A 16,733-nucleotide genomic window follows, 5' to 3' on the forward strand; every position below is an offset into this window, starting at 1 on the left:
AGCCACGAAGGAGTGTCTCCATGTCCCGAACAGCCTCCCGGCGCCACATATCAGCGGCCCTGTGCCTCGCTGGCACGGCGGCCTTGTCCCTGGCCGCATGCACGACGGGAACCGCGGATCCGGCGCCTGATCCCGAGTCACCCGTTGTCCTGGAGTACTGGTCATGGGCTCCGAACATCGAGGAGGTGGTCTCGATCTGGAACGAGGCCAATCCCGATATCCAGGTGGAGGTCAACAACTCAGCCGGTGGTGGCGAGATCACCGCAAAGCTCCTGGCGGCGGCGGAGGGCGGCAACCTGCCAGACCTGTCCAACATCACCTACGACAACCTGCCGACGCTGGTGGTGAACGAGATCGCCGACGACGTCTCGGACGCCATGGGGGACCGGGAAGCCGACACCGCAGTGCCCGCATGGAATCTCACCACCTTCGGTGGTGTGAACTACGCTGTCCCGCAGGGAACATCACCGCAGATGCTCTTCTACCGCACCGACGTCTTCGCCGAACTCGGACTGGAACCACCAACTACGTGGGACGAGTACGCGCAAGCAGCCCGCGTGATCCGTGAGAACGACCCGGATACCTACCTCGCGACCTTCCCCTCCAATGATGCCTCGCTCTTCGCTGCACTCGCCCAGCAGGCAGGCGGTCAATGGTGGTCCAACGACGGCGAGCAGTGGAGCGTCGACATCGACGGTGACGCGAGTGTTCGCGTCGCGGACTATTGGCAAGGTCTGGTCGATGAAGGCGTCGTGGCAACGATGAACACCTACACCCCGGAATGGCAGGCCGCAGTCGCCGATGGCACGCTCGTCAGCTGGCTCGGTGCGGTCTGGTCACCCCCGCTCATCGAGCAGAACGCCCCCGACACCGCCGGACTGTGGCGCGCCGTGGAGATTCCCCAGTGGGATCCGGAACCGGCAGCCGGCGTGATGGGCGGCTCGGGAACAGTGGTCACCACGCAGACCGAGCACCCCGAGCAGGCGCGTGAATTCGCGCTCTGGCTGAACACCTCCCCGGAGGCGATCGAGGCATACATCGAGCACGCGAGCATCTGGCCCTCGGCGCTCGAAGGGCGCGAGATCGACGCGCTGCAGTCCCCGCCGGACTTCATGTCCGAGCAGAGTGACTACTACGAGCTTGCAGCCAGGATCGATGAGTACACGGTGCCGGTGACCTGGGGCCCGAACGTTGCCTTCGGCTTCGACTCCTTCAGCAACGCCGTGAGTGAAGCCCTGTCAACCGGCACGAGCTTCGCCGACGCACTCACCGTCGTCCAGCAGAGCGTCGTCGAGGAGATGGCGTCACTGGGCTATCCGGTCGAGTGAGGCGGAGCGAGACTGTGTCAGCGATGTTGGTGCCAGCGGCTTCAGCACGATCTCGACGGCGGCGCATCACCGGGCGTGCTGTGGCGCCCTGGGTGTTCCTCACGCCGGCACTGGCGATGATCACCGGTGTTCTCACGATTCCCCTGGGGTACGCGCTGTGGGTGAGTCTGCATCGGCAGCGCATCTCCGGGGGCGGCCTCGGGGTGGCGGAGGAGGTGTTCGTCGGGCTCGAGAACTATGTGCGTGTGTTGGCGCGTCCAGACCTGCTTCCATCGGTGGGGCGGATGCTGATGTTTGCGCTGATCTTCGTGCCGATCACGCTGACGCTGGCATGGGTCTTCGCGCTCATGCTGGACAACGAGAGCACCAGGCTCCGACGCGTCACCCGCATCGGCATCTTCATCCCTTATGCCGTCCCCGGCGTCATCGCGGCGCTCATGTGGGGCTTTCTCTACCTGCCAGGAGTCAGCCCGTTTCACGATTTCGCTGCAGCCGTGGGTACGCCGCCGCCTGACTTCCTGGGTGCGGGGTCGATCGTGGCCTCGATCGCGAATATCGCGATCTGGGGTGCGGTCGGATTCAATACCGTCATTCTCTACACGGCGCTGCGGGGCGTGCCCGGTGAACTGTATGACGCCGCCAAGATAGACGGGTGCAATGCAATCCAGTTGGCGCTGAGGATCAAGACACCACTGATCGTCCCCGGCCTCGTGCTCACCGGGATGTTCACCATCATTGGCTCGCTGCAGGTCTTCAGTGAACCCAACACGATGGTGCTGCTCTCGGCTGCGATCGGTTCGGACTGGGTGCCGATGATGGTGGTCTACCGGGACGCCTTCATCACCAACGACCTCTACGGCGCATCGGCGTTGTCCATGCTCATGACGGCAGCGACCGTTCTTGCCTCCCTGCTGGTATTTGCGATCACGCGCTGGCGTGCCACCCGAGGAGGTGCCTGATGCGCACTCGTGGACTGATCCCAACTACCGTGCTGGTGCTCGGTGCTGTGTACTGCCTGTTCCCGGTGTACTGGCTGGTGGCCGCTGCTACCAAACGATCTTCGGAACTGTTCTCCACGCCGTCCGTCGTGCCGAGTTTCACCGGCGGCTTCGCGGAGAACATTCAAGGACTTCTCCAGTTCGCCGGGGGCGCGTTCTGGGGTTGGAGTCTCAACAGCGTGATCTATGCCGGAGGTGGAGCGCTCGGCGCCACCGCGATTGCCGCGATGGCGGGATTCGCGCTGGGGAAGTATGAGTTCCGTGGCAAGCGAATCGTCCTGGGCTACGTACTGCTCGGGGTGCTGGTGCCGGGAATCATCCTCGCGATCCCGCAGTACCTGCTGATGTCGACCATTGGCCTGGCGGGGACGCACTGGTCGATCCTGCTGCCGGTGATGATCAGCCCGTTCAGCATCTACCTGGCTTGGATCTTTAGCATGTCGGCTATTCCGGACGAGATGTTGGAGTCAGGGCGCCTGGACGGCGCGGGGGAGCTCCGCCTGTTTCGTAGCATCGGGCTCCCGATGCTGACGCCCGGACTGATCACGGTGTTCCTACTGCAGTTCGTTGGGATCTGGAACAACTTTCTGCTGCCGTTCATCATGGTCACGCAGCGGGATCTGATGCCACTGACTGTTGGTTTCTACTCAATGATGAACCAGGGGACGGACCAGACGAATGTCTACAATTTCGTCATTATGGGTTGCCTCTTGGCTGTCGCGCCGCTTATCGCACTCTTCCTCTTCTTGCAGCGCTACTGGAATCTCGATCTGGTGACCGGATCCCTCAAGGGCTGAAGCCCCCAACCTTTCAAAGGACGTGAATGTGGATTTCCTTCCTAACGGCGCCTGGCCGGTCATGCTCACCCCGTTCCGGGACGATCACGCGATCGACTGGGATGCGGTGGAGGCTTACACCGACTGGCTGATCAGGACCGGCGCTGCCGGGATCTTTGCTGTCGCGCTCTCCAGCGAGATGTATGACCTGACGCCCGCCGAACGTGTCGCGCTGACGCGTCGGGTCTCGGACGTGGCTGACGGGCGGGTACCGGTGATCTCCTCCGCGCTCGGTGGCGAACCTGCGCAGATCGCTGCCGCGGCGGCGGCTCAGGTGGAGGCCGGTGCCGCAGCGGTGGTGCTCATCGCCTCAACGCTCGCCACTGCGGAGGAGTCCGATGACGTGCTCTTCACTCGGGTTCAGACGGTGCTGGAGGATGTACCCGATGTCCCGTTCGGGATCTATGAATGCCCGGTGCCCTACAAGCGGCTCCTGACCCTGGAGACCGTCAGGGCTCTCGCGAGTACTGGACGATTCGTGTTCTACAAGGACACAAGCCACCGCATGGACACCATGACGGCCCGTATCGGGGCCAGTCGGGGCACCCCGCTGAAGCATTACAACGCGGAGATTTCCTCCCTGGTCAGCACGCAGCGTGCGGGTGGTCACGGGTTCTGTGGGTATGCAGCGAACATCTATCCGGACCTGGTGGCCTGGCTGTGTGCGAACTACGAGTCGGAAGCGGTCGCCGAGGTCGAACGGGTGCAGCGCCTGCTCAGCATCGCCGAGCACGGTATCAATAGCCGCTACCCCAGCAGCGCGAAGTACTTGCTGGCCCACCGTTCCGGTCTGCAGGTGCTTCCCGTGAGCAGGTGGAAGCCGGAGCCGATCGGACCACATGAGGGACAGCCGTTGATCGACCTCGTCGACTACATCGACTCACTCGACCTCCCTGGACTACGCACCTGCCAGTAGGGATTGACAGGGTGCCTGCCACCGGCTCGACGTTGTGATGGTCGGGCCGGTGGCGTCCGGCGCCCCGTCAGCTCGCCGGCCTCACTCGACCCCGAGCGCCGCCACCGGGGAGGTGCGCACCGCCGACCGGGCCGGCAGAGCCGAGGCGAGCAGCCCGGCCACCAGTGCTACAGCAGCCACCAGGGCCAGGTCGCGCCAGGGGACCATGAGCGGGACCTCAGCCACGGAACTGAGCATCACGGTCGAGCCCGCCCAGCCGTACAGCAGTCCGGCGATCGCACCGATCAACGCTCCGGCGCCGGCGATCAGTACTCCCTCCAGGGCCAGCATGCCCCGCAGCTGAGCCTTCGTCAGACCAAGGGCGCGCAACATGGCCGACTCCCGCCGGCGTTCGATCACCGACAGCGACAGCGTGTTGGCCACGCCCACCAGGGCGATCACGACGGACACTCCGAGCAGTCCGACGACCACCGCGAGAAGGGTGTCCACGACCTGCCCGTAGGCGGCGCGCTCGACCGCGGCACCGCTGATCTCCGGTGCCTGCAGCCCGTCCACGGTTTCCGAGAGGTCGGTGAGCGTGGACTGCACGCTGCGGACGGCGTCACGTTCGTTCGCATCGTCGGCCAGTCGTGCCCACAGCATCGAGGCGGGAGCCACCTCGCCGAGCTCGGCGAAGGTCGCCGGGTCCAGCAGCGCGACCATCCCGTCCAGCCCCGTCACCCGAGCAGTGACCGTGACCTCGGCCGATCCTGCCTCGGGACCGGACCCGCTCAGTGTGAGTCGATCCCCATCCTTGATGCCCTGCCAACTGGCCATCTCACTGGGTACCACGACGATCCCGGGCTCCGGCTGTGCCGCGGCAGGATCGCGCAGCACGTTCTGCAGTTCGCCCTCCTCGACTGCCGCGACGGTCAGCCATGTGCTGGTGCCGTCCTCGTTCGCAGCGTCCACATCCCTCCGGCTCAGCAGTACCGATTCGGTGACTCCGTCCACCTTCTCGACGGCGCTGATCTGCACGTCGGAGAGGGAATCTCCCGTGGCCACGCTCAGGTCGACGGGGAACCGTGCGTCGAGTTCGTTGGTGAGGGTCTCGCGCGCGGACATCGCACCGGTGCTCATCATCGTCACGAGTGCCACCCCGATCAGCAGGGCGCTCGCGGTCGACGCGGTCCGCTTCGGATTGCGTACGGAGTTCGCGATCGCGATCTTCCCGGTGACGCCCCGTCCGGCGAGCCGCCCGACGAGCCGGATCAGGCGAGGCACGACGAACACGCTCCCCACGAGCAGGCCGACGAGGGAGACGATCCCGCCGAGCAGGCCGACCCCCAGCGCCAGCAGGATCGTGTCCTCGGAGTCCGACCCGGACGAGCGGACCGCGACCATGGCCAGGGCGAGCAGACCGAAACCGCCGACGAGGAGTGCAGTGCTGAGCACTGCCCGCGCCCGCCCGGCCCTGGGGGCGTCCCGGCCTTCCATCGGGTGCAGCGCGGCGAGTGGAGCCACACGGGTGGCCATGCGGGCGGGGACCAGCGCGGCGGCCGTCGTTACGAGGACGCCGGTGATCAGCGGTGCGAGGATCACGGCCGGGGTGAGGGTCAGCCCGGCGTCGATGGGTACCTCCAGCTCGAGAGTGGAGAGCACTGCGAGCCCAGCGGCCACCAGGCCGCTACCGAGCGCAATCCCGGCGATCGAGGCGAGAGTGCCGAGGATCGCGGCTTCCAGCAGGACCGAGCGACGCACCTGCGCCTTCGCCGCTCCCACACATCGCAGCAGCGCCAGGGTGCGCGTGCGCTGGGCGACGAGCACCTGGAAGGTGTTCGTGATCACCAGGGCCGCCACCGCGAGGGCGACGGTCGCGAACGCGAGCAACAGCACGGTCATGATCTGGTCGTTGCCGGTGAGCTGGGCGGTCGTGACCTTTGCCTGTTCCTCGACTGTGCGCACGTGGACACCCGGGTCGACCAGGCCGCCGACGGCGTCTCGCACGTCCTCCAGATCGGCACCGCCGGCCAGAGCGAGGGTCAGCTCGTAGTGTGCGGGATCTCCGTCCCAGACCAGGGTGAGCAACTCGCTCAGTTGTTCGGGCTCGATGAGAGCGGAGGCGCGGTTGAACAGGAACGCATCGGGTTCGTCCAGCAGGCCGACCACGGTCAAGGTGGCGGTCTGCGACTGGTTCGTTCCGCCGTCGGGGGAATCCGGATCGGCTTCCCAGTACTCCACGGAGGAAGAGATCTCGTCCCCGATACCCACCTGCAGGCGTTCGGCCACGGCGGTGGTCAGCGCCACCTGACCAGGCGCCGTCGGGAGTTCTCCCTCGGCCAGATCAGCCGATTCGAGGGAACTGTCGGGGGCTGCTCCGCCGAGGGTGACGTACTCGGTGCGGCTGGGACCGCTCGCCTCGGCTCCCAGCAGTGCCATCGTGTGCACGGCGTCGACGTCCTCGACCGCAGCGATCGAGGCGAGGTCGTCGTCGGTGAGACCGCCGGATGCGACGACCACGAGATCGGCACCGGAATAGGACGAACTGACCGAGTTGTAGGTGGTGCGTTCGATCGTGGCCGTCGCAAGCAGGCTGGCCGCTACGAAGGCCGTCCCGAGCATGATCGCGATCCCCGCAGCGACCAACCGGCCGGCCGAGGCGCGCATCTGGTGCAGGGTGAGCCTGAGCATCAGCCGGCCACCGCCGTCTGATCGATCGTGCGCAGTGCGTCCAGCCCTGACATGACCGACTCCGGCGTCGGGGACTCGATGGTTCCGGCGATCTGCCCGTCGGCGAGCAGCACCACCTGGTCGGCGTAGGCCGCGGCGGTCGGGTCGTGGGTGACCATGACGATGGTCTGCCCGAGCTCGCGGACGCTGCGGCGCAGGAATGAGAGCACTTCCGCGCCCGAGCGGGAGTCGAGGTTGCCGGTGGGTTCGTCGGCGAAGATCACGTCCGGCCGGGTGCTTAGGGCTCGCGCGATCGCGACCCGCTGCTGCTGCCCGCCGGAGAGCTGGTGCGGTTTGTGCGTGAGCCTGTCCCGCATGCCGAAGGTGTCGATCAGGGTGTCCAGCCAGCTCTGGTCCGGGCTTGTCCCGGCCAGCTCGGAGGGCAGCGTGATGTTCTGGTAGGCGGTGAACATGGGCAGCAGGTTGAACGACTGGAAGACGAAGCCGATGCGCTCACGGCGCAACTTCGTGAGCTCGTTGTCTCCGAGCGCGGTCAGCTCAGTCTCCCCGAGAAGCACCTGCCCGGAGGTGGCCGAGTCCAGGCCCGCGAGCAGGTGCATGAGGGTGGACTTCCCGGAGCCAGAGGGGCCCATGATGGCCGTGAACTGGCCGGACTCGAACTGGATGGAGACGTCGTTCAGAGCGGTCACGGCGATGTCTCCGCTGCCGTAGACCTTGGTGAGGTGGCGGGCACTCACGGCACTGACAGCACTGACGGCGGCGCCCCGGGTACCGGGCGGTGGTGTTGTGGTCATATCTCGACCATAGGAGCCGGTCCGGTGCGGGCGCGTCTGGCCGTGGGTGGGTTCTCGGGTCATCCTGTGGGTTGACCTCTCGCGAGCCCGCGTCAGACCGCGAGGGCGGCCTGACTGTCGAAAGTCGTGCCGAGATCGACACTCAGGCCGCCGTCGCGGACTGGGCCGGATGGGGCCGGATTGGCGATCAGGTGCCGGGGCTGACCAGACCTGTTTCGTAGGCGGTGACGACGGCCTGGACCCGGTCGCGCGCGTCGAGCTTGGCCAGCACACGCCCGACGTGCGTCTTCACGGTCGCCTCCGCGACGAACAGGTCGGAAGCGATCTCGGTGTTGGAGCGTCCGCGGGCCATGAGCATCAGGACCTCCCGCTCCCGGTCGGTGAGGGAGTCCAGGACGGCGGCCGATGCCTTCTGCTCATCCGGCAGCACGGTCGCGAGGTGCTCGATCAGACGACGCGTGCTCGAGGGTGCGATCACCGCCTCGCCGTGATGCACGGTGCGGATGGCGGCCAGCATCTCCTCCGGCGGGGTGTCTTTGAGCAGGAAGCCGCTGGCACCGGCCTTGATGGCGCGCAGGACGTACTCGTCCAGGTCGAAGGTGGTGAGGATGACGACCTTCGGTGCGCTTCCCACGCGGGTGGCGGCCGGGTCGGTGAGCGCGGCGGTGGCAGCCAGGCCGTCCATCTGCGGCATCCGGACGTCCATGAGCACCACGTCCACCTCGTGGCTTGTCAGCAGTCGTACAGCCTGCGCACCGTCTCCGGCCTCGATGACGACCTCCATGTCCGGCTGGGAGTTGATGACGAGGGCGAACCCGGCGCGGACGAGTTGCTGGTCGTCCACTAGCGCCACCCGGATCGGTGCGGGGGGTGGTACGTCGGTCATGGACGGTTGTCCTCTCGGTACTGATCCATCTGCTGGTTGTTCTGGGGCGTGGGGCGCTGCTCGGGCGGTCCGGTTTGGGCGCTGCCGTCGTGGCCGATCGGTACCTGCTGTGCAGGAGTGTGCCAGGTCTGAGGGTGGGCGGCCGGGACGGGGATCTCGGCCCGGACACGGAAGCCGCCGCCGGGGCGCGGCCCGGCGCTGAGGGTGCCTCCGAGCATCCCCGCGCGTTCGCGCATCCCGAGCAACCCTTGCCCGGCGCCGTCGGAGCCTGCGGCCGCACCGCGACCGTCGTCGTCGATCTGGAGCACGAGGTTGGCGTGCTGCCACTGGACGAGAACGGTCGCATGGGCGTCCGGCCCGGCGTGCTTGAGGATGTTGGTCAGCGATTCCTGCACGATCCGGTAGACCGTCAGTCCCGCTCCCGGTGGCAGCGGGCGGGACTGACCCATCCGGACCAGGGATACCGCGAGCCCGGCATCGCGTACCTGCTCCACCAGCGACTCCAGGTCCTGGGACTCCGGCTGTGGTGTGAGCGGACCGTCGGCCTGGTCGCTGCGCAGCACGCCAAGGATCTTGCGCATGTCCGCCAGCGCGGCGCGGCCGGTCTCGGAGATCGTGGTGAGGGCCTTCGTTGCCGCCTCGGGGTCATGGGCGGCGGCGTAGCGGCCACCGTCGGCCTGGGCGATCACCACGGACAGTGAATGGGCGACGATGTCGTGCATCTCCCGGGCGATCCGGGCGCGTTCGGCCTGGGTGGCGATCTGCGCCTGCTGGTCCCGCTCGATCTCCAGGCGTGCGGCGCGTTCGGCGAGGGTCTCGCGCTGCTGCACTCGGGTACGCCGGACCAGGCCGAGGGCCCAGGAGCTGAGCACCATCGCCGCGAGGAGGCCGAAGACCGTGGTGCTGCTGAAGACTGCCGCCTCCAGGCTGGAGGGGCCGTTGTAGGTGGTGAACCAGACGGTGACGATCGCGCATCCGAAGAGTGCGCTGTAGAGGGCTGTGCGGCGCGCCCAGCGTGGACCGTAGACGGTGACGGCGTACAGCGCGGCGAAGATTGTCAGGTCGGAGGCGGTGAGGATCACACCGCTGAGCACGTGCACCAGGGCCATCGCGTAGACCGCGACGACGGAGGCCACCGGCCGGGTGCGCCGCCATGCCAGTGCCATCGGCATTCCGATGCTGGTGAGCACGCTGACGACGGCGCCCAGCGACGAGAGACTGGTCGACACCCCGATGGCGAGGGAGAGCATGCCCAGGGTCCCGGTCAGCACGAATGCTGCCACCAGATCGACGGCGAAAGGTGAGTACCGCCGTACGGGCAGGCTTGGGGGTGGGTCGACAGGCGTCATGATCTTGTCAGCGTAGGCGTGCCCGGCATGGGCCGTCGTCCGACCACGGGCGGACGTAGGCACTCGTGAGTAGGTCCACGGGTGCAGCCGTGTCCACAACCCCCCGATGGTCGGCAGCGAGGGTGGTGGAGGTCGCTCGATGCTGGGCCGATGAACGAGGAGATACCAGAACCCACTGATCCGACTGACCTCACCCGCCCTGCGGACCTCGGTGTGGGACCTGCGCAGCGGTTGTTGACCGAAGTCGACCTCGCGCGATGGGCGAGCTTCATCCACCAAGGAGAGTCGTCTCGTACCACGTTGTGGCTGCTGTTGCTCGATGGCGCCGGACGGTCACTGCCGGAACTGATCGCGATCGACGATGTCGAGCCGGGCCCGCATCCGGTCTTCATCGCGAATCTTCTGGAGCTGGTGGAGATGACGCTCGCCACTATCGCTCCGGGCGGGTCGATGGTGGCCATGCTGGAGCGGCCGGGCACGCCCCACCGCACGCCCGCGGATCGTGAGTGGAACGAGGCGGTGCGATGGGAGGCCCGGCAGCGTGGCATCCCGGTGCAGGCGTTCTTCGTGGCCTGTGCCGGCAGGATCCTGCCGATGACGTTGGACGATGCGGCGTGAGCACCGGTGCAACTCGGGTGTGCTGACCGCAGAAGTCGGTGACGCGTGTGAGCGAGGCGATGCCTGCACACGATCAACAACTGACCTTCCAGACGCGGTCATGGTTCGACGCAGCCGGGCCCGGCCTCAGGCGTCAGACGTAGCCCGGGCGGCGGTCGCGTCAAGATAACTGGCGCTGGTGCCGTTGCTGCCGGAGGGCCAGCAGCGCCGCGCCGAGGACCAGGAGGGTTGCGCTGGCGGCTAGTGCGAGGAGCACATTCGCGCCCGTGTCTGGCATCTCCTGGCCAGGATCGGTATCGGTCGGTTCGCTGGTGGGCGGGTTGGTCGGTTCGCTGGTGGGCGGGTTGGTCGGTTCGCTGGTGGGCGGGTTGGTCGGTTCGCTGGTGGGCGGGTTGGTCGGCTCGGTGGGGGGATCGGTCGGTGCAGGTGCCACGCTAAGGGTGAACTCCGCGGTAATGGGATCGCCCACGAACACGGTGAACGTCACATCGCCGGCGGCCTCGGGAGTACCTGAGATCTCGCCCGTCTCGGTGTCGAGGTCGAGTCCTGCCGGAAGGTCGCCCTCGAACATGCCCCAGGTGTACGGGCCGCCGTTGCCGCCGTCCGCCTCCAGCGTGACCGAGTACTCCTCGCCGACTGTCCCGTCCGGGAGGGAGTCCGTCACAATCACCAGCGGGTCGAGCAAGGTCAGGGTGCCGTTCACGTATTCGAAGGTGTAGGAGTCGTCCGCTCCGTCGCTGCAGAACGTGGTGGCGGCATCCATGTCATAGCCGCAGGTCGGCAGGGTGTCCAGGTCGTCGATCGTGTCGTCGTCCCAGAAGCCGGTGTAGCTGGCCGTCACCTCCGGCTCGAACGCACCCTCGTAGGTCGTGGCGTCGCCTGCCGTGACCGTGATGACCCCGCCGGAACGTTCCACCGCGCCGGCATCACACGCGCTGGCCACCAGCCGCGGGTAGCCGTCGCCGCGCTGATCGACGCCACCGGGGCACAACTCGATCGTCTCCTCGCTCCACGGCGCCGTGGAGCCGGTGGGCACCAGGTTCACGGCCGGGCTCGTCGACCCGGGAAGCACTGTGCGGCTGGGACCGCCGTTGTCACCGAGCGGTTCGAGCAACGGGTCCGCGACAACGCTCGTGTCGGCATCCAGTTCGCAGGTGTCATCCGAGGCGACGTTGAAGCCGCCGTCGGTCAGGTTGGACAGGTCGCCCTCGCAGGCCGGCGCGCCATCGGGGGAGTGCACGATCGAAGCGATCGCAGTCGCTGTGGTGTCCTCGCTCAACACGAGGCCGCCCTCAGCATTGTCCGCGACAGTGCTGCCCGCGAGCAGCAGTGGTGCCGCGGGGATGTCGCCGAACTCGTCACCGATCGCCTCCGTACTGATGCCGAAGCCGCCGTTCCCGGCGATGGTGCTCGAGAGGACGAGGCCGCTGGAGACGGTGCTGATCCGCAGGCCGGAACGCGCATTGGTCGACACCTCGGTCCGCACCAACTCGATATCGCCGGGCCAGTCGGAGCCCGTCGGGCCAACAATGGCGCCGTAGCCGGTGATCGGCACACCGAAGAGATCGTCGAGGTCGGTGCGCACGTTGTCGCTGATGATGCTGTCCGTCAGTGACAGGCTGCCGCCCTGCACCATCGCGCCCCCGGCGTTGCCGGTGATCGTGAGGTCGTGTCCGGTGACTGTTGCAGAGAACCGGAGGGCGATGCCACCGAAGCCGAAGGCGGACCCCAGGTGCGGGTCGAGGCCGTTACCGGTGATCTGGGTGCCGGTCAAGTCGATCGTGGTCCGCCGTTGCGAATGCGGCTCCTCGACGGCGAAAACACCTGCCCATTCGTTGTCAGCCACGACGCCACCGGTCATCGTGACATCGGCATAGCCCGCGAACAGGCCCAGGATGTTGCGGCTGAGTTCGGTGTCGGTCACGACCGCATCGACGGGACCGTCCAGGTACAGGCCAGCGCCTGGTATCCCGTCATCGGTAGCTCCGCCGTCGTTGTCCGTCACGGCGCTGTTCGTGAGCTCCAGGCTGGATTCGGCGAGCGAGGCGATGGCCTGCACCCCGGTCTCGTTGTTCGCGATGGTGCTGTCGCTGATCTGCGTCTGGCCGTGCTCGACGTTGACCCCGAAGGCATGGCCCGTGATCTCGGTGCCGGTGATCGAGACGGTGAGCGGAATGGATTCACCCTCCGTCGTGTCAGTCCGTCCCCAGATGCCAGCACTCTGGCTTGCGCCGGTGTTGTCGGACACGGTGCTGTTGATCAGCGTGACATCGCCACCGTCGGGCAGCATCATGCCGTTGTCGTTGCCCGAGATCGTGACGTCCTCTCCGGTGAACGTGCCACCGTCGTAGATCACCACCCCACCGCGGAACGTCCCGCCCGAGGGGTCGCCGCTGTCGATGATCGAGGTCCCGGTCACGTTGAATGCCGCATCGGAGGAGTAGCCGAAGAGTCCGCCACCGATTCTGCCCGATACCGTTCCGCCCGTGATCGTCGCCACACCCCTCGTCACTGCAACGCCGGTGAGCTCGGCGGCGATGGTGGACGAGTTGATCGTGACCATCGCCGGTGCGGGGTCTACCAGTGCAATGTCACCCACTGCGACGCCGGTGCCGACTCCCGTGATCGTCGCGCCGTCGATGGTGACGGTGCTGCCGGCGTCCGCAACGACGCCTGCGCCTGCGGGTGCTAGCTCGTCGCCGGTGATGCTGATTCCCGAGAGCATCGCGGTGCTGTCGGCGGCAATCCGGATCGCCGGCTCTGAGCTGGGCATGGCGTTGTCGTCCGTGAAGCCGATGTCGGCGATCGTCACCGCGCCGGCGGCCGCATCGATGAGCACCGCGGGCATGCTGTCGGGGGCGAGGTTGGTCAGTGTCACCTCGTCTGCCCCCGCACCCTGCAACGTCACCGGGGTGGCGATCGTCAGAGCCTCGTCGTAGTCGCCGGCCGCGATCGACACGATGTCATCGGGAGGGGCCAACGTCAGTGCCGCGCCGATCGTGGCGCACGCATCCGTGCCCGGGGCTTCGCCACAGTCCGGCCCGTCGGTTCCGGCGGTGGCATCGACGTACCAGGTGCCGTCGGCAGCGGTTGCTGGTGGGGCGCCCCCCGCCAGGATCAGGGCGGTCGTGGCGACGACGGCCGAGCCGAACGCAAGCAGGCGGTGGCCGTGGACTCGATGGTCGTCCATCCCGGACGTCGTGCGTGGCAGGCTGGCCCCGGAGGCGTGCATCGCTGGTCCCCATTGTATTTGGTTGAACGCGTGTCCGTGAGACAGTACCGCCCATTGGGCGATACCGGAAGTCCCGCAGATCGGAACCTGCGCCTGACTTCGATGATGGGGCCCGCGCCGGGGCATGAACCTATTGTGGGGCCTGGCTTCATACCGGATCGGTGAGGCTCGCGTCGTTGTTCTGCACCGACCCCACTCGTGAGTCCACTTCGTACCAGCTCAGTGGGGGAGTGGGCAGCGTCAAGGCGGCGAGTGCTTCGTCCGGCGTGGTGATGGCTGGGTCGAGCCAGGGCCCGATCGCCTCATGGGACAGGACAACCGGCTCCCGGTCATGGATCGCTTCCAGGCCACCGCGTGCATCCTCGGTGACGATCGTGGTCGAGAGCACCCACCGGTCTGGGTCATCGCGGCTCTTGGCCGGGTCTGGCCACCAGGCGTACAGACCGGCGAACGCCAACGGCTCGTCGTCGCTGCGGTGGATGTAGAAGGGAGTGCGCTTCGGCTTGGACTGCCCAGGCACGTCTTCCTTCAACCACTCGTAGTAGCCGTCGGCCACCACCACGCAGCGTCGGCCGCGCAAGGACTTCGCGAACGCTGACTTGGTCGCGAGACTGTCGCTGCGGGCGTTGAACATCCGCGCGCCCACGCTGAGGTCCTTCGCCCACCCGGGCACCAGTCCCCACCGGGCCACGTGCAGCTCTCGTCGTGGAGGAGGGGCCGGCTGGCGGGCTTGAGCGTCGTCGGGAGCCTCGGATGCCGGCTTGGGCACGCGATCGACCACGATGCGCGCGCCGTCGGTGGGTGCGACGTTGTAGCTCGCCGGCAACTGCGCGGCGCGCTCGGTGATCTCTTCCACGTCGAACGCATCCGCCAACGCCTGCGCCTCCCGGAACGAGGCATATCGACCGCACATGGCTTCAGAATCGCACGAGTTGAGGGGCATTCGCCCTGTCAGGGCAGACGGAGCGCTCGGACGAGCCGCGATGGCAATGCTGGCTGAGATCGTATTCATCGCGGTCGTGCGTCAGCATGGTTCACAGGTGTGAATCCTGACAGGAGGTACCGATGCCGCGGTTCGTCACCACCTGGCACGTCGATGCACCACCCGAGTCGGTGTGGCCGGTGCTCAGTGACGTCGAATCGTGGCCGCGATGGTGGCACTGCTTCCGCCGCGTCGTGCTGGTGCGATCCGGGGACGAGGCCGGCGAAGGCATGCGCGTGCAGCTGACTCTCGACGTGGGCTACCGGCTGGTGTTCGGCACCGAGATCACCTCCTCCGTCCCGGGACGGTCGGCCCGTGCTCGTGTGGTCGGTGACCTCAGCGGTATCGGTTCCTGGTCAGCACGCAGCGACGGCGACGCCACTGCGATGACCATCGTCTGGGACGTTCAGGTGCAGCGCGCGTGGATGCGCCACGCACAGCCTCTGGTCGCACCGTTCTTCGCGTGGTCACATGCCCGGGTGATGGCTGCGGGCGAGCGCGGCCTACGCCAGGTGCTGGCGACCGGGGAACTGGCCGGGTAGGGATAGCCTCGGCGAGTATGGAGATCAGTGCGGGCGAGGTGACCACCCTGGGCCGTGAGGAGCTGGTGGAGCTGTACTCCGCCGTCGGGTGGAGCGCCTACACCCGTGATCCTGACGCCCTGCTGCGTGCGGTGCGCGGCTCCCACCGGGTGTGTGTGGCTCGGGATCGGCAGACACTGGTGGGGCTGGCACGGACGATCTCCGACGGCGTCACGGTGGTCTACCTGCAGGACGTGCTTGTACGCCCCTCGCACCAGCGCACCGGCCTCGGCCGCGAGTTGCTCACCCGGCTGCTCGGAACCTACGGCGACATCCGCCAGCAGGTGCTGCTCACCGACGACCGCCCGGAGCAACGGGCCTTCTACTCCTCGCTCGGGTTCGTCGAGACGCACGACCACGAGCCGCCACTGCGCTCGTTCGTGAGACTGCGCTGAGATGGTCCAGACGCGCATCGTAGGATCGCAACCGATGAGCGAGGACAATGTGGACCAGCCGAAGACCTGTTGCGCACCGGCGCGGGAGGCGCCAGGAGCGCCCGTGGAGGGCCAGCGCAGGGAGGTGGCGCCCGGGGCCGGTCGCGACCAGCACACGGTCGAGCAGTGTCCAGTGCCCGCGCAGACCTTCCACATGGGCGACGCTGATGGCGTCGGCTACCACGCCGACGGCGAGACGCCCGTGCACCCAGTGACCCTGGACGCCTTCTCGATCGACGCCACCTCGGTGACGAATGCTGACTTCGCACGCTTCGTCGAAGCGACCGGATATGCCACCGAGGCCGAGACGTTCGGGTTCTCCGCGGTCTTCCATCTGGCGCTCGCGGCGCCGCAGGAAGCGATCATGGGCCAGGCCGCGGGTACCCCGTGGTGGCTCGGGGTCAAGGGCGCCGACTGGGCGCACCCGGACGGGCCGGACTCCACCTGGGAGGGGCGCGAGGATCACCCGGCCGTGCACATCTCCTGGAACGACGCCCAGGCGTACTGCCAATGGGCCGGCCGGGCGCTGCCGACCGAGGCCCAGTGGGAGGCCGCCTCCCGCGGTGGCCTGGACGGCAAGCGGTACCCGTGGGGGAGCAGGTTCCCGGGGGAGAAGAAGCAGTGGCGCGCGAACATCTGGCAGGGGCGCTTCCCTGTCGACAACACGGTGGAGGACGGTTTCCTCACGACCGCGCCGGTGCGCACCTTCGAACCGAACGCGTACGGGCTGTGGCAGACGGTGGGCAATGTGTGGGAGTGGTGCGCGGACTGGTTCGACCCGCGCTACTACGCCCAGTCGCCGGCCGCGAACCCGGCCGGTCCCGAGCAGGGGCAGGCACGCGTCATGCGCGGCGGGTCGTTCCTGTGCCACGACTCCTACTGCAACAGGTACCGCAACGCCGCCCGCAGTTCCAACACTCCCGACTCGTCGATGTCGAACGCGGGGTTCCGGACGGTCGGGACTGCCTGATCGGCTGACTGGCCGCCAGGCCCACCGAGCGCGTCGAACTCACGGAGCGAGTCGAAACACCGAGCCGGCCCTCCGCTCACCGCTCACCGCCCTCTGCCCACCGGCCCTCCACAGGGCCGAATGATTGACCCCTTCTCGG

Annotated in this window: 14 protein-coding genes; 8 read left to right on the forward strand and 6 right to left on the reverse strand. The window is 67.4% G+C overall.

The window, feature by feature from the left end:
• Positions 1–20 precede the first annotated feature (20 nt).
• From IM660_RS06085 to IM660_RS06100, 4 genes are read left to right on the forward strand one after another with little or no spacing between them, the layout of a single operon-like run.
• A complete protein-coding gene (locus IM660_RS06085) occupies positions 21–1,328 on the forward strand; it encodes an ABC transporter substrate-binding protein (RefSeq protein WP_193498486.1) in 1,308 nt (435 codons plus the stop codon).
• Positions 1,329–1,351: 23 nt separating this feature from the next.
• On the forward strand, positions 1,352–2,287 hold the full coding sequence (locus IM660_RS06090; protein WP_193498487.1) for a carbohydrate ABC transporter permease: 936 nt from the start codon (positions 1,352–1,354) through the stop codon (positions 2,285–2,287).
• Positions 2,287–3,123, forward strand: a complete 837-nt coding sequence (locus IM660_RS06095) for a carbohydrate ABC transporter permease (RefSeq protein WP_193498488.1) — start codon at positions 2,287–2,289, stop codon at positions 3,121–3,123. Before IM660_RS06090 ends, IM660_RS06095 begins: the two co-directional genes overlap by 1 nt.
• A gap of 28 nt (positions 3,124–3,151) precedes the next feature.
• Positions 3,152–4,078, forward strand: coding sequence for a dihydrodipicolinate synthase family protein (locus IM660_RS06100; protein ID WP_193498489.1), 927 nt, complete (start codon positions 3,152–3,154; stop codon positions 4,076–4,078).
• Between the two features lie 81 nt (positions 4,079–4,159).
• Here IM660_RS06100 and IM660_RS06105 read toward each other — a convergent pair whose 3' ends face one another.
• The 4 genes from IM660_RS06105 to IM660_RS06120 form a co-directional block, all read right to left on the reverse strand.
• Positions 4,160–6,748: an ABC transporter permease gene (locus tag IM660_RS06105; RefSeq protein WP_246465171.1), complete on the reverse strand. Its 2,589-nt coding sequence runs from the start codon at positions 6,746–6,748 to the stop codon at positions 4,160–4,162.
• Positions 6,748–7,542: an ABC transporter ATP-binding protein gene (locus IM660_RS06110; RefSeq protein ID WP_193498490.1), complete on the reverse strand. Its 795-nt coding sequence runs from the start codon at positions 7,540–7,542 to the stop codon at positions 6,748–6,750. Before IM660_RS06110 ends, IM660_RS06105 begins: the two co-directional genes overlap by 1 nt.
• 187 nt (positions 7,543–7,729) lie before the next feature.
• Entirely contained in the window at positions 7,730–8,428 is a 699-nt protein-coding gene (locus IM660_RS06115; protein ID WP_193498491.1) for a response regulator, read from the reverse strand.
• Positions 8,425–9,777 carry a sensor histidine kinase gene (locus tag IM660_RS06120; RefSeq protein ID WP_246465172.1) on the reverse strand — a complete coding sequence of 451 codons (1,353 nt, stop codon included), beginning with the start codon at positions 9,775–9,777 and terminating at the stop codon, positions 8,425–8,427. The genes IM660_RS06115 and IM660_RS06120 overlap by 4 nt, the downstream gene beginning before the upstream one ends.
• A gap of 150 nt (positions 9,778–9,927) precedes the next feature.
• Here IM660_RS06120 and IM660_RS06125 point away from each other — a divergent pair, with 150 nt between their 5' ends.
• Positions 9,928–10,395: a hypothetical protein gene (locus IM660_RS06125; protein WP_193498492.1), complete on the forward strand. Its 468-nt coding sequence runs from the start codon at positions 9,928–9,930 to the stop codon at positions 10,393–10,395.
• 160 nt (positions 10,396–10,555) lie between these two features.
• Here IM660_RS06125 and IM660_RS06130 read toward each other — a convergent pair whose 3' ends face one another.
• Positions 10,556–13,753, reverse strand: coding sequence for a right-handed parallel beta-helix repeat-containing protein (locus IM660_RS06130; RefSeq protein ID WP_193498493.1), 3,198 nt, complete (start codon positions 13,751–13,753; stop codon positions 10,556–10,558).
• 22 nt (positions 13,754–13,775) lie between these two features.
• Positions 13,776–14,540, reverse strand: coding sequence for an SOS response-associated peptidase (locus IM660_RS06135; protein WP_193498494.1), 765 nt, complete (start codon positions 14,538–14,540; stop codon positions 13,776–13,778).
• A 152-nt stretch (positions 14,541–14,692) separates the two neighbouring features.
• Here IM660_RS06135 and IM660_RS06140 point away from each other — a divergent pair, with 152 nt between their 5' ends.
• From IM660_RS06140 to IM660_RS06150, 3 genes are read left to right on the forward strand one after another with little or no spacing between them, the layout of a single operon-like run.
• Positions 14,693–15,151: an SRPBCC family protein gene (locus tag IM660_RS06140; RefSeq protein ID WP_193498495.1), complete on the forward strand. Its 459-nt coding sequence runs from the start codon at positions 14,693–14,695 to the stop codon at positions 15,149–15,151.
• A gap of 17 nt (positions 15,152–15,168) precedes the next feature.
• Positions 15,169–15,585, forward strand: a complete 417-nt coding sequence (locus tag IM660_RS06145) for a GNAT family N-acetyltransferase (RefSeq protein ID WP_193498496.1) — start codon at positions 15,169–15,171, stop codon at positions 15,583–15,585.
• 34 nt (positions 15,586–15,619) lie between these two features.
• On the forward strand, positions 15,620–16,594 hold the full coding sequence (locus IM660_RS06150) for a formylglycine-generating enzyme family protein (protein WP_210769085.1): 975 nt from the start codon (positions 15,620–15,622) through the stop codon (positions 16,592–16,594).
• The last annotated feature ends 139 nt before the right edge of the window (positions 16,595–16,733 follow it).

Source organism: Ruania alkalisoli (assembly GCF_014960965.1).
Lineage (GTDB): Bacteria > Actinomycetota > Actinomycetes > Actinomycetales > Beutenbergiaceae > Ruania > Ruania alkalisoli.

Coding starts and splice junctions, on each gene's coding strand:
- IM660_RS06085 (WP_193498486.1), top strand. CDS start 21: ATGTCCCGAACAGCCTCCCGGCGCCACATATCAGCGGCCCTGTGCCTC.
- IM660_RS06090 (WP_193498487.1), top strand. CDS start 1,352: ATGTTGGTGCCAGCGGCTTCAGCACGATCTCGACGGCGGCGCATCACC.
- IM660_RS06095 (WP_193498488.1), top strand. CDS start 2,287: ATGCGCACTCGTGGACTGATCCCAACTACCGTGCTGGTGCTCGGTGCT.
- IM660_RS06105 (WP_246465171.1), bottom strand. CDS start 6,748: ATGCTCAGGCTCACCCTGCACCAGATGCGCGCCTCGGCCGGCCGGTTG.
- IM660_RS06110 (WP_193498490.1), bottom strand. CDS start 7,542: ATGACCACAACACCACCGCCCGGTACCCGGGGCGCCGCCGTCAGTGCT.
- IM660_RS06115 (WP_193498491.1), bottom strand. CDS start 8,428: ATGACCGACGTACCACCCCCCGCACCGATCCGGGTGGCGCTAGTGGAC.
- IM660_RS06120 (WP_246465172.1), bottom strand. CDS start 9,777: ATGACGCCTGTCGACCCACCCCCAAGCCTGCCCGTACGGCGGTACTCA.
- IM660_RS06125 (WP_193498492.1), top strand. CDS start 9,928: ATGAACGAGGAGATACCAGAACCCACTGATCCGACTGACCTCACCCGC.
- IM660_RS06130 (WP_193498493.1), bottom strand. CDS start 13,753: ATGCCCCGGCGCGGGCCCCATCATCGAAGTCAGGCGCAGGTTCCGATC.
- IM660_RS06135 (WP_193498494.1), bottom strand. CDS start 14,540: ATGTGCGGTCGATATGCCTCGTTCCGGGAGGCGCAGGCGTTGGCGGAT.
- IM660_RS06140 (WP_193498495.1), top strand. CDS start 14,693: ATGCCGCGGTTCGTCACCACCTGGCACGTCGATGCACCACCCGAGTCG.
- IM660_RS06145 (WP_193498496.1), top strand. CDS start 15,169: ATGGAGATCAGTGCGGGCGAGGTGACCACCCTGGGCCGTGAGGAGCTG.
- IM660_RS06150 (WP_210769085.1), top strand. CDS start 15,620: ATGAGCGAGGACAATGTGGACCAGCCGAAGACCTGTTGCGCACCGGCG.